The sequence below is a fragment of the Roseburia sp. TF10-5 genome, from assembly GCF_003462365.1.
GTDB classification, from domain to species: domain Bacteria; phylum Bacillota; class Clostridia; order Lachnospirales; family Lachnospiraceae; genus Roseburia; species Roseburia faecis.
The window spans coordinates 136,766-149,577 of record NZ_QTYW01000002.1; the positions used below are offsets into that span (position 1 = coordinate 136,766).

9 protein-coding genes and 1 riboswitch are annotated in these 12,812 nt (G+C 43.0%); of the genes, 3 read left to right on the forward strand and 6 right to left on the reverse strand.

Annotated elements, in window-relative coordinates; translation table 11 throughout:
• Positions 1-100: 100 nt before the first annotated feature.
• Positions 101-1,015: a hypothetical protein gene (locus DXD06_RS02725; protein WP_117830560.1), complete on the forward strand. Its 915-nt coding sequence runs from the start codon at positions 101-103 to the stop codon at positions 1,013-1,015.
• Between the two features lie 287 nt (positions 1,016-1,302).
• On the opposite strand, the gene DXD06_RS02730 is transcribed toward DXD06_RS02725, so the two are convergent.
• The gene (locus tag DXD06_RS02730) at positions 1,303-2,919 is read right to left on the reverse strand and encodes a CvpA family protein (RefSeq protein ID WP_117830684.1); all 1,617 of its coding nucleotides are present in this window, start codon (positions 2,917-2,919) and stop codon (positions 1,303-1,305) included.
• Between the two features lie 424 nt (positions 2,920-3,343).
• On the opposite strand from DXD06_RS02730, the gene DXD06_RS02735 reads away from it, so the two are divergent.
• On the forward strand, positions 3,344-4,273 hold the full coding sequence (locus DXD06_RS02735) for an AEC family transporter (protein WP_117830561.1): 930 nt from the start codon (positions 3,344-3,346) through the stop codon (positions 4,271-4,273).
• Here the strand turns inward: DXD06_RS02735 and DXD06_RS02740 are convergent.
• From DXD06_RS02740 to DXD06_RS02750, 3 genes are all read right to left on the reverse strand, one after another.
• A complete protein-coding gene (locus tag DXD06_RS02740) occupies positions 4,245-4,955 on the reverse strand; it encodes a MerR family transcriptional regulator (RefSeq protein ID WP_117830562.1) in 711 nt (236 codons plus the stop codon). The two genes, DXD06_RS02735 and DXD06_RS02740, sit on opposite strands and share 29 nt — an antisense overlap.
• Before the next feature lie 29 nt (positions 4,956-4,984).
• A complete protein-coding gene (locus tag DXD06_RS02745) occupies positions 4,985-6,604 on the reverse strand; it encodes a MutS-related protein (RefSeq protein WP_117830563.1) in 1,620 nt (539 codons plus the stop codon).
• Positions 6,605-6,674: 70 nt separating this feature from the next.
• The gene (locus DXD06_RS02750) at positions 6,675-7,901 is read right to left on the reverse strand and encodes a chloride channel protein (RefSeq protein WP_117830564.1); all 1,227 of its coding nucleotides are present in this window, start codon (positions 7,899-7,901) and stop codon (positions 6,675-6,677) included.
• Between the two features lie 152 nt (positions 7,902-8,053).
• Positions 8,054-8,131, reverse strand: a riboswitch (Fluoride riboswitch).
• A 141-nt stretch (positions 8,132-8,272) separates the two neighbouring features.
• Here DXD06_RS02750 and fucO point away from each other — a divergent pair.
• Positions 8,273-9,418 (forward strand): lactaldehyde reductase, encoded by a 1,146-nt coding sequence (gene fucO / locus DXD06_RS02755; protein ID WP_117830685.1) that lies wholly within the window; start codon positions 8,273-8,275, stop codon positions 9,416-9,418.
• Positions 9,419-9,546: 128 nt separating this feature from the next.
• Here fucO and DXD06_RS02760 read toward each other — a convergent pair whose 3' ends face one another.
• Entirely contained in the window at positions 9,547-10,113 is a 567-nt protein-coding gene (locus tag DXD06_RS02760; RefSeq protein WP_022046818.1) for a TetR/AcrR family transcriptional regulator C-terminal domain-containing protein, read from the reverse strand.
• Positions 10,114-11,442: 1,329 nt separating this feature from the next.
• Complete coding sequence (fliB, locus tag DXD06_RS02770) at positions 11,443-12,801, reverse strand: flagellin lysine-N-methylase (RefSeq protein WP_117830566.1); 1,359 nt, start codon at positions 12,799-12,801, stop codon at positions 11,443-11,445.
• Positions 12,802-12,812: the final 11 nt, after the last annotated feature.

The following is a 12,812-nucleotide window of genomic DNA, read 5'->3' on the forward strand; positions in this document are numbered from 1 at the left end:
TTCAACTTTATTTTAACTTAATTTTGTTATAAGCAGGATTTGTATTGATATGGGATGTGTTGTCATACAGATTCTGTGGCTTACACAAGGAGGAAACTGTATGGCAAACAAAGAATACAAAAGTGATGTGTTCAGCATGCTTCTTCAGGACAAGAAACGTGCAATGGAAATTTATAACGCGATTAATGGAACGGACTATGATGATCCAGAACTGGTTGAAATGACAACTTTGGATGACAAAAGCTTTTCGCTTACCGTACGGAATGATGCATCATTCATTCTTGATGCGAATCTGAGCCTGTATGAGCATCAGTCGACCTATTGCCCGAATATGCCACTGAGGGATCTGCTTTATTTTGCAAGCATTATACAAAAACAAATCAAAGCTCAGAAACGTGATATTTATGGTGGAAGAATCTTAAAGATTCCAGTGCCCCATTTTGTCGTGTTTTATAATGGAAAAGAAGATGCGCCGGATCAGTATGATCTCCGTCTTTCTGATGCATTTGAAAAAGAAACCAAGAATCCTGAGATAGAATTGGTCTGCCATGTTTACAATATTAACAATGGGAAAAATGTTCCATTGCTGTCAAAATGCCAGACATTGCGTGAATATATGTATTTTGTGGATATGGTGCGGAAAAATAATGAAATCAGTGGAAATCTGGAAGATGCCATTGAGAAAGCTATCAACCAGTGTATGGAAGAAAATGTGCTTAGGGATTTTCTGGCTCAACACAGGGAGGAGGTAATGCACGTGATGACATTAGACTATACATTTGAACGACGGCTGGAAATGCAGCGCGCCGAAGCAATTGAGGATGGCGAAAGGATCGGAAAAGAGATCGGGAAAGAGATCGGCAAAGAGATCGGGAAAGAAGAAAAATTGTCAGAGCAGATTCGTAAAAAAATTCAAAAAGGCAAACCTCTGGATCAGATTGCGGACGAATTGGAGGAAGTGCCGGAAACCATTCGTCCTTTATACGAAAAAATTAAGCAGGAAATGCTGCAATAAAATAAGGCAGTTTCCGAGGAGGAAATGAGTTTTTATCGTTCGTTAGCTGAATGATATGCTTATTTACAAAATTGAATATTGCTTACCTTCAAGTTTATTGTGTCAGGCACCAATTGTCCAATTGTTCTCTATTTCTATTGATGCAGCCACTTATGCGATGGTCGGATTTGTCTCAGGTATACTACTCACAAAATATCTGCTTTGGTATGACGATAGAGTTAAGTAATTCTTAATATGAGGGGCTTACCTTGCCCCTCTATCCTTATTCTGTAACTACAATCATAGTTCTATTTTTCAATCCCAAGCACGGTATTGGCCTGCTCACCCTCCATATATTCAAATGTGATGGTATCTCCTACACCATAACGCACGATATCAAGGTAATCTACTACCGATACATCGTAAATATCGGAATCATTTTCGAGCAAAATATATTGGTGCGTATTTCCTTCTACCACTGCATCGGTGATTTTTGCAATCGTACCGGTTGCTTTCTTGACACTGTCGCTCTCTTTTGTTTCCGCATTGACACCATTTTGCTTCATCAGTTCCATATAGTTCTTTTCGCATTCACTGACAGAATCACCGGTTGCTACAATCTGATATTTCTGCACATTTACCATCGCATACATTTTTACCAGACCAGAATCATCCTTTAATGCAATGAAATAGGTCGGCTCATTTGCAATGTTTAATAACAGTGGAAAGGTTGCTGTATAGCCAAGGTTTTGCACCTTACCTTCCGCAGAGGACATCGCAGAATCTTCAATTGCGCCTTCTACCTGATAATATTTTGTCTCCATCGTTCTCTCATTCATCAGGACGAATCCAACGTTGGACTGATCACTTGTGATGGAGGTTACTCCGGTATAAACCCAGACATCATCATTCATTGCAAGGTAATTATAACCGTTCGTGGTGGTCAGACAATCCTTCTGTCCTAACACACTGTTGATAAATCCATGTTTTAAAGATCCATAATAATCATAAAGCTGTACCAATAAATCGGCAGAATAAACACGGTCTACCCAGCTTGGCACATCTTTTACCGCATAATCAGTGCACTCACCTGTCACAGCATTACAAAGCACAACTCTGCCGATGGTCTTACCTCCAAACAGACCAATCTTATAATCTGCAACACTGCAAATCCAGTAAGGCGTACCCTCCTCATCAATCTCAAAACTGATATCATCGAAAATATAGGTCGGATAGTGAAATCTTAAATGACGCTTTAAGTTTCTATGAAAATGGTCATATGGCGTATATTTCATGCCTTCTGACAAACGAACCAGCTCCGTATCCTGCGTTGCCATATCAATCTTAATATAGGCTGGAATTCCTTCCTTCTGGTTCGTCAGCCACTTGATGGTATCCGCATAACGGAGCGGTGTCACACGGACCGGTTCCCCTTTGTAGTTAATCTGGGAATAAAGTTCACTGACTTCAAACTGCGACGCCATATCAACAAGACTACCCATCTTACGATTTACCAGAATGGATGCGGAGTCACGATCTAACAGTGGAATCTGGTCATAAGAAATCTGTTTGATATCCTCGGTAAATTCCCCCTCTTCCACTTTTAAAAGTTTCTGATATTTTGCTGCATTGACAATCGGTGAGGACAAAATGGAGCCTGCCACATAAACCGCCAAAAACAGTAAAAAGACAATCACTCCAATCTTTAAACCTGTATATTCCTTAATAAAGGACAGTTCAATCTTGCTTTGTCCTGCTATCTTTGCCTTTCTTACAATATAAAGCACGAAAAGCACCGCCAAAATCAGAAAAATAAATTTCCAGGTTTCTGTTGCATGAATGTTAATTGCCGGAAGTGAAACATAATAAAAAATTGCAACAGCGATTACCACCAACAAAGCAATCACCAGTTTGACTTTCATCATTCCTTTCATCACGAATTCCCCTTTCGTTCGTTTGGTCGAAGCTGATATAAAAATTCTTCAAAACATACGCCATCTTGTTCCGGTATCAACAAGTTTATTGTGTCAGGCACCAATTGTTCCAATGTAAAACGTTTCATCGTGCGTCCTCCCTGTCAGTGGAATTTATATGCAGCTTTTCTTATTGCTTTATATAATATTCCTTTATGGCAGAGCCGTCAACATTTTCAAGGACGTATTTGTGTTATGATGTTACACGTTTCAGGACGTATTTGTGTTGTCATATCACACGTTTCAGGATATGATTCTATCATGAAAGTAGGAACCATAAACTTACACAGTTTCTGCTTTTGCAAATAACCGGTATACTCTTGCAATTTTATTTTACAAGTTCTATGATAGGCAGTTAGAAAGACAGGGTGATTTTATGCAGATCAGTATTCTTTTAATGGAACAGATTTTTGAACTTTTTCTCATGATTCTGATGGGATTTATTATTGTAAAGGCAGGAATTGTCAAGGAAGAAGACAGTAAGGTTTTATCCAAAATCGTACTGTACCTGATCATTCCATGCGTGATTATAAACGCTTTTCAGGTGGACTATACCAAAAAAACCGTAAATGGTCTTCTGATCGCGCTTGCTGCATCCGTATTGCTTCAGGTGGTTCTCCTGCTTGTCGTTTTCGTGATGGGAAAACTGTTTTCCTTAAATGAAGTGGAAACAGCTTCTATCTATTACTCCAACTCCGGTAATCTGATTGTTCCTATCGTGACATTCGTTCTGGGACAGAAATGGGTGCTTTACGGATGTGTCTTCATGAGCGTGCAGCTTGTTTTCCTCTGGACACACTGCAAGAAAATCATAAGCCGTGAATCTTCCTATGACTGGAAGAAAATCATCCTTAACATCAATATGATTTCCATTGCCATTGGTGCCATTTTATTTTTCACCAGAATCCGGCTGCCGGAACTCATTACAAATACCATCTCCAGTGTTGGAAATATGATCGGACCGGCCAGCATGATTGTAACCGGAATGCTTTTTGCCGGAATGGATTTAAAAGCGATTTTTGCAAATAAACGCGTGTATTTCATATCGGCTCTCAGAATGATTGTCGTTCCTTTGATTGCACTGTTTCTCATAAAAATCAGCCATCTTGCCACACTGTCTGCAGATGCTCAAAAGATCATGCTCATTGTATTTCTCGCAGTAATCACCCCATCTGCATCTACCGTTACACAGATGTGCCAGGTGTACGGAAATGATGCACACTATGCCAGCGCAATCAACGTAGTGACCACGCTGTGTGCCATTGTGACCATGCCTTTTATGGTGCTGTTGTTTTCCTGTATTTAACGGTATATTTTCGCTTTTTTCTGCAATACCGGATAAAATCATACCATAAAAAGACAAGCACAGCCCCGATAACGATCGCTTTTACCACAAGCGGCATATGCCCGTCACCGAATCCAAACTCCACAATAAAAAAAACACTCAGTGCGATCCACAGTGCAAACCATACCCATCCAAACAGCTTCTGATTTTTGACCTTACAAAACAGAAACTGGAAAACCGGATCGCCACTCACTTTATAAAACTCGCTGTACTCCGAAAAATCACCGACAAGTTCCTCCAATTGCGCAAAGCTATGTCCCTTTTTCTCTTCTTCTTTTACATAGTTGAGGTAAAAATCAATATTTTCGCCATCGTAGGCATGATCTGCTGCAAGTTTCCGGCACAGGTCGATGGAACCCTGTATTTCCTGCTGCTTATTTAACAACTCCTGCAACTGCTGCCGGACAAGTTCCTCAGAAACTGCCGGATCATCCAGCATCGAGGCAATTTTTTCGATGGGCATATTCATTTTCCGATATAAAATGATCTGTTTTAACCGCCGGATATCCTGTTCACTGTAATTGCGGTATTTGCTCTGGTCATTCCGCTCCGGTTCGAGCAGCCCCTTTCTTTCATAAAAGCGGATATTGCTGATGGTTAATCCGGTCAGTTGCGCTGCCTGTCCTATTTTCATCTGTCCCATTCCTTCCTTCTATATATTTGAAAATACAATTATCTCTTTCCCACCGCACGCCGTGCCTGGTCTGTAATTTCTTCTGGAAAATCCAGCAGTTCCATCAAATCTATGGCATTTGTTTTCCCGACGATCCCACGTCTGATTTTGTATGGAAAAACGATATCTTTTTCATGAACCTGACTGTCAAAATAATATGTGTCGTATCGGTTTTTTAAGGCATACACCAGCTCCAGATCATGTGTGGCAATCAGGAGAAAGCCCTGTTTCTGTACCATGTAGGATAAAATGGCATTGGATGCCGCCAGACGCTCACGCGTGTTCGTCCCTTTTAAAATCTCGTCAATCACAAACAACATGGGCTCACCCGTTTCCAATTCATCGAGCATGCGCTTTAAATATTTAATTTCACGCATGTAATAACTCTCTCCCTGCAGCACATCATCCCGAAGTGCCATCGAGGTCATCACCTGTATTGCAGGCATTTTCATATTTTTTGCAACACAGGTATTGATCGTCTGTGCCAGAATCACATTGATGGCAACCGCTTTCATAAATGTCGATTTACCAGATGCATTTGCCCCGGTCAGTACCACACCTTTTTTCAGAACAAAATCATTCGGGATTGCATCTGCCATAAGAGGATGACTGATTTCCTTCACACTGATTGCGCCATCACTCTGCAATGACGGACAGCACCATTGCGGCAGGCTTTTCCGGAAGGATGCGATCGCAATCTCCATATCGATTTCTCCCGCAAATGTATACAGTTGCATCGTCTCTTTTTTGCACGCGCGCAAAGTTTTTTGAATACGGTAAAATGCGACAACATCATGCAGCGTAATTCCCGCAATATAATCCCAGAGGATCCCCGTCACATCCCCGGATATGCTCTGGTATTTTCTAGTCTGCCAGCGCAGCATCCGGTGGGATAATTTTTGAGTTTTCTCCAATGCATGCAAAATTTCCGGTCTGTCCGGTTCCAGTTTTTTTACAATCCAGTTGCAAAAATCAAAAAGTTCTTTCAGACTGGATACCATAAACAAATTTCCCTCATATTTGCATTTTGTATGCAGATAAATAAGCAGATTGACTACCGCCACAACAAGAAAACCAGTTGCCCACAAATTACTTCGCAGCAAAATTGCCCCGATCAGACAAAAAGCCAGCAGTCCCTGCAAAAAATACAATATTGCACCGGGAATGACCAGTGGGTTAATTTCTTCCGTCAGGAAAAACGGCAGATAACAGCTTTCTTTCTGCTTGCCGATACGCATGAGTTTTTCTTCTATCTCTGTGCGTATGGATTCCCGGCGCGAAAAAAACGAAATCCTCTTTTCCATATCCTCACAGGACTGCCGTGTCTGCATATTGTGCAGGCGATGGTACAGAATCTGCTCTCCCATATACGTCCGGGTATGATTGATCCGCGCAAATACACGATCCATCTCCAGGTCATTCCACGTAACGGTATCCACGCTTCCTGCACTTTGCCATTCTTCCTTCTTTACGTCCTGCACCACCAGCTCTTCATACATACGGATTTCGCGCATGCGCTTCTCCAGTGATTCCCACGCTTCCAGCTCCATTGGATTTTTCCCGAATTGTGCTTTTATTCTGTTTCTTCTTTTTTGCTTTTTTCCAATCACCCAGTTCATGATTTCCACCTCAATTTTTAAATTCTGGCAGAACTATAAACCATGAACCAGGGTGAGAGTCAAGGGATTTTTACCAAAAAGACCGTTTCTGTGCCGTATAAATGCAGCGGTTGCCATTGACCAGAAATGCCACCAGGCAGACCGCAAAAAATGCAAGCCCATTTTCCACACCAAATACTTCCATTCCGATCAGAACCGGAGCCAGCAAAGTATTGGTTGCACTTCCAAACACCGCCGCGTATCCAAGTGCCGCGCAGACCATCGGTGGCAATCCTGCCAGGCTTCCCAGCATAAAACCAAGCGATGCACCGATGGAAAAAAGCGGTGTCACCTCTCCGCCCTGAAACCCGATCGACAAAGTCAGTACCGTAAAGAGCAGCTTCAAAATCCAATCAAACGTATACAGTTCTCCTCCGGAAAATGCCTGCGCGATCAGATTGGTTCCAAGTCCGCAGTACCGTCCGTTCCACATCAGAAAAAGGAACACCGCCAGTGGGATCGACACAAAGCCGATTCTCTTGTATGGATTTTCCAATACGTTTCCCATAAACTGTTTTACTTTTTGCAAAAGCACCGCAAACAGCCGTCCCGTCAGACCGAACAAGATTCCAAAAAGAATCAGATACGTCACCGTCTTTGTGTCCGTCAATGACAGGGTCTGCGAAAGAAGAACCGAAAATTTTTCCAGCCCCAGAGCATGCGAAGTTGCAGATGCCGTAAAAGACGCAATTGCCGCAGGAAGCAATGCGGAATATGCCATACTTCCACTCACCACTACTTCCATCGCAAAAAAGACTGCTGCAAACGGAGTCTGAAAGAGGCCTCCAAATCCGGCTGCCATTCCCGCAATCAATAATATCCTGCCGTTGTCCGGGAAGTGGAATCTGCGGGCAAACGCATGGGAAAGTGTAGCACCGATCTGCACGGCAACGCCCTCGCGCCCCGCACTTCCGCCAAACAGATGTGTGATCCATGTACCGGCCATGACAAGTGGGATGAGTGCCAGTGGAATCGACTCCCGCTTTCCCTGCCCGGCTTCCATGACAAGCGTCATTCCTTTTGACGCCGTCTCATTGAAATGCCGGTATAACCAGACGATCCCAAGCCCTGCCAGCGGCAGAAACGGCAGCAATACAACTACATGCGCCGAACGAAAATCTGTAATAAAAAGTAAAACACGACCAAATACCGCGTCAATGGCACCAATTGCAATGCCAAGGAGCAGCGCAGATAGCACATACAAAAATGTTTCTTTTGCTTTTTTCTTTAATCCCTGTAAATCTTGTGACAGATTCATGGTTTTCCTCTTCTTTCATAATCCCTTTTTCGTCTCTTACATGCGACATATGAACAATTGATTTACTGCTACATCCATCCTGCATCAACCCTTCCCCTGCACATCCTTAAAATCTTACAGCAAATAAAAAAGCCGATGGTCTCTGCGATCAAACAATCGTAGAAGTCATCAGCTTATCGTTCAGCAGTTCAGGGAGATTCCCTTGGGAGAACTTCATTCCCATTGACAGATTACTCCTTTTCCCATAAAAAATCAAGGAAAAAAATTTTGGACCACATGTTACAATCTGCTGCTTTTGTAACTTACATCCCGGATTTTTCATTGCTACAATAAGAGTATCATGAATGTATGCAAAGGAGACGATTACAACTATGGCAAACAGAATTATGTTAAATGAAACATCTTATCACGGCGCAGGTGCAATTCTGGAGATTGCAACCGAGGCAAAAGCACACGGATTCCAGAAAGCTTTTGTCTGCTCCGATCCTGACCTGATCAAGTTTGGTGTAACAAAAAAGGTAACAGATGTACTGGACAAGAATGGTCTTGTGTATGAGATTTATTCCGATATCAAACCAAATCCAACCATCCAGAATGTCCAGCACGGTGTACAGGCATTCAAGGATTCCGGTGCCGACTACCTCATTGCAATCGGCGGCGGCTCTTCCATGGATACTTCCAAAGCCATCGGTATCATCATTGCCAATCCGGAATTTGAAGATGTGCGCAGCCTTGAGGGCGTAGCTCCGACCAAAAAACCATGTGTACCGATCATCGCTGTTCCGACCACTGCTGGTACTGCGGCAGAAGTTACCATCAACTACGTCATTACCGATGTGGAAAAGAAGCGTAAATTTGTATGTGTTGACCCACACGATATGCCAATTATCGCAATCGTAGATCCTGAGATGATGTCTTCCATGCCAAAGGGACTTACTGCTTCTACCGGTATGGATGCCCTGACACACGCCATCGAAGGATACACTACAAAAGCAGCCTGGGAAATGACAGATATGTTCCACCTCAAAGCCATTGAGCTGATCTCCAAATCCCTGCGCAGTGCCGTTGCAAACGAAAAAGAGGGACGCGAAGGCATGGCACTCGGCGAGTATATCGCAGGTATGGGATTTTCCAATGTCGGACTTGGAATCGCACATTCCATGGCACACACACTTGGTGCTGTCTATGACACTCCACACGGTGTTGCCTGTGCAATGATGCTCCCAATCGTTATGGAATACAATGCCGACTGCACCGGTGAAAAATACCGTGAGATTGCACGCGCCATGGGTGTCAAAGGTGTCGATGAAATGTCTGTGGACGAATACCGCAAGGCAGCGATTGATGCCGTACAGCAGCTTTCCGTCGATGTCGGAATTCCGACCAAACTGGAAGCACTGAAGGAAGAAGACTTACAGTTCCTTGCAGAATCCGCACATGCCGATGCCTGCGCACCTGGAAATCCAAAAGATGCCAGTGTGGAAGATCTGAAAGCACTGTTCCGTAAACTGATGTAATTTCTTACAATTCAATATAAAGTGGACTGTAAAAGAAGTCACTGATGAAAGAAACGCCAGTTCCGGCAAATACCGGTTCTGGCGTTTCAAACGATAGACCAAGCGGATGCATTTTTTACAGTTTCTTCCTATATTAATCCCAGTTCTTGAAATACGTCCTGCAGCCGCACAGGCATGGATTCGGTCAACGCATGGGCCAGCTCTTCTGGCGTACATTTCCGATACCCGAGCACCCACTGCACCGTCATATAAACCGAACCAAGACAATACATTTCCAGTTCAAACTGCAATTCGGTGGAAATCTTTCTTCCTGTCCGGCTTTCGATCTGCTTTGTGTAAAACTCCTGAATCAGTTCAAAATCATGATCTCTCAGGCAATTCTGCTGATCATTTTTGAATGCCGCCCGAAAAAACAGCTGCTCCATCTGAATGTATTCAAATTTGTTGACAAGGCTCTCGTAGACGGTTCTTCCTTCTCCCATGTGCTCAAATGATTCCAGCAAAATCTTATCAAAATACCAGTTGATCAGATCATATTTATCCTGAAAATTCCGATAAAATGTCTGACGCGTCAACCCACAGGTTTCTACAATTTCTTTTACGGTTATTTTTTCTACCGGTGCAGTGCGCATACATTCTTTCATGGCATTTGCCAGTTTGTAGCGCACACCGTCATTCTGCTTTTGTGGTTCCATGTTTCCCCCAGTCTGGCAAGTTTCTCTTTTGGTTTATTATTGTCTATTATACTATATCTGCATAATTTTTTCATCTGTTCGTTTTCTTTTAAATTGCTGTTTAACTGCGTGGTCTGGGACCTTTTGGGTTTGGCAGGAGGGACGGATTTGTGGGGAAGTTGGTTTGGGTATAAGGTTTCTCGATGCGACGGAAGAAGGGGGACATTCTCTTTCTACAGAAAAATTTGCAAGTTAGCGCCGATATTGATTTCAGGTAAGTTTGACAAATATTTTACTTTTATGCCATTAGCGTTATGTGATGGAACTACGGCGCGGTTGCAAATTTGTTCTTCCGAAAGAAATGTCCCCCTTCTTCCTGTTGGCTGGAGATAATATAATTGAGAAACATATTTCCGCAAATCCTGTCTGTGGAACAAATATAAGGGCACCAGAACTTGCAGTTAAAGGCGCTCCCGGAAGGAAATGCATACAATGAGTGTTTACAGTAAAGTGATAAATGTTTGGGAAGCTTGACTTGCTAATAAGTGGAAATTTCATTGCCGGTATTTTGTGAAACAATCGTTCTATTGAAGCCTTTATATGATCGGGCATTATAAACTTATAAATAAAGGATGGGTTCTATATAATTAAAATTCATAGGAAAAATGCCATCGTGGTATCTATGCCAATAACATTCACGTAAAAGATACCATTATGGTACCTACACGCTGAAAATTTAACATTCAGATACCGGAAAGTCTCTATAGATCAAAAATTGCTTCTCCAGATACCACTTTTTCTAAAAAAACGGTATCTGGAAAGGCAATTTTTACTATATAGGTGACATTTCCTGATTTCAAGCATTAAAATTTCGGAAAACCGTCACCTAAAACTTTAATTTTTCATCTATAGATACCCGGCCTTATCATCAAGTGATTTAACAGGGTATTTTTATGTTTATTCCAGTTCATGGGATTCGTAGCTCTTTTTGAGGCGTCCCCTTAACTGCAAGTTCTGGTGCCTTTATGTTTGTTCCACAGACAGGATTTGCGGGCATCATTCTTTTTCTTATAGTTTTCCAATCCACAGGAAGAAGGGGGACATTTCTTTCGGAAGAACAAATTTGCAACTTGCTCTGGCACTCACAACCCATAGTGAATTGCGCAAACTGAAAAACTTTACTCCACGTACCTGAAACCAACGCCAGAGCTAACTTGTAAATTTTTCTGGAGAAAGAGAATGTCCCCCTTCTTCCGTCATATCGAGAAACCTTATACCCAAACCAACTCCCCCACAAAATCCGTCCCTCTGAAAAACAAAAGGCTCCAGACCCCGCTGTTAAACAGCAATTTAAATGATCAACGCAAAATATCCCCAATCCCATATAAGTTCCGCAAAACTATTTTCCAGATACCCGCGGATATCCTCATCCTCATACCCGGTCATACGAGAAATCACCACCATATACTCCCGCACCGTCTCATAATCGAGTGCCTCCTCTGCTGATATCCCATCTGCATCCAGACACCATTTCAAAAACAGACTCTGCCGGATTGCCGCATACGCAATCGCAATCCACTGCATCTGCAGCACCATGTGCTCCAGATTATCAGCTTCTTCCGGTTCCGTCTCAAAATTCTCCGGCAAAATCAGATCCGAAAACACTTCGTTTCTGAGGAAATTACGAAGCAACAGTTCATACGATACAAATGCATTCCGGAACTGTCTCCACCGATCCCAAAGCTGTCCTGCCTCATTTTCCCCCTTAGTGGCATCCATATCTTCTCCCACATGGATTCCCTGCCTTCCGAAAATTTGGGAATAATATTCTGCCTGTGTAATCACTGGTGTCAAAAACTTCTCATACAATCCCTCTTTCCGGTAATTGACCGCCAGATCCTGCAGAAGCTCATTGCATTCTTCCCAGGTTTCCAGCGAAGAGATTGTGCTCTTTGCCTGTGTGATTGCGGTGCGCAGTTGCAGCAGTGTTTCTGGAGAAAAATATTCTTCCACCAGTTCCGGTGTGATGGGCTGATTTTTATACAACTCCAGCAGAATATAAAAACTTTCCAGCAGAGCCTCCTCGATAGAAACCGTATGGTCCCCCAGTAACGCCAGAATATGTTCCCGGATCAGAAACATCATTTTTTTTTCGTCTTTTTCCACACACATGGTATGTTCCGACACATTTGTCCACGTGTTTTCACTTGAAATGTCTGCATTGCTGTGCACGACCGATGGAAACGTAATCTCTTTATGCCGCCACAGATCAATCACCGCCGGACACCCCGGCATCAATGTATCTTCTTCATGATCTGCAAACCGGTGCATTTCCCGTGGAAATGTCGTGCAGGTTTCCGAGAGAATCGAATCCCCATACGCCAAAACCAGACGGCACAGTTTGTCTTTGGCAAGAAATGGGCATCGATGCTCCTCGTCCAGCCGGATAACCCGGATTCCATCTTTCATACAAGTATAAGTGCTGAGATTTTTCCCACAATTTTTTACATCTCCAGATACCTGATCCAACGACTGGCTTTTAGCGCATCCCGGCATCGTATCCGGCGGAAGGACTTTCTTCCATCTGCGGTTCGTATCCGCATCCACCGCAATCTTCCACTCCTGACAGCAGGTAATCGGACACTGGCCGGCAATGCAGCTGAATTCATCATAATAATCCGGACGGATTTTCTTTCGTTCTGTTTTCATATATCCTCATT

What these genes read in the sequence shown, in the direction of transcription:
- DXD06_RS02725 (WP_117830560.1), top strand. Translation starts at nt 101, where the DNA reads ATGGCAAACAAAGAATACAAAAGTGATGTGTTCAGCATGCTTCTTCAG.
- DXD06_RS02740 (WP_117830562.1), bottom strand. Translation starts at nt 4,955, where the DNA reads ATGGGACAGATGAAAATAGGACAGGCAGCGCAACTGACCGGATTAACC.
- DXD06_RS02750 (WP_117830564.1), bottom strand. Translation starts at nt 7,901, where the DNA reads ATGAATCTGTCACAAGATTTACAGGGATTAAAGAAAAAAGCAAAAGAA.
- fliB (WP_117830566.1), bottom strand. Translation starts at nt 12,801, where the DNA reads ATGAAAACAGAACGAAAGAAAATCCGTCCGGATTATTATGATGAATTC.
- DXD06_RS02730 (WP_117830684.1), bottom strand. Translation starts at nt 2,919, where the DNA reads ATGATGAAAGTCAAACTGGTGATTGCTTTGTTGGTGGTAATCGCTGTT.
- DXD06_RS02745 (WP_117830563.1), bottom strand. Translation starts at nt 6,604, where the DNA reads ATGAACTGGGTGATTGGAAAAAAGCAAAAAAGAAGAAACAGAATAAAA.
- DXD06_RS02760 (WP_022046818.1), bottom strand. Translation starts at nt 10,113, where the DNA reads ATGGAACCACAAAAGCAGAATGACGGTGTGCGCTACAAACTGGCAAAT.
- DXD06_RS02735 (WP_117830561.1), top strand. Translation starts at nt 3,344, where the DNA reads ATGCAGATCAGTATTCTTTTAATGGAACAGATTTTTGAACTTTTTCTC.
- fucO (WP_117830685.1), top strand. Translation starts at nt 8,273, where the DNA reads ATGGCAAACAGAATTATGTTAAATGAAACATCTTATCACGGCGCAGGT.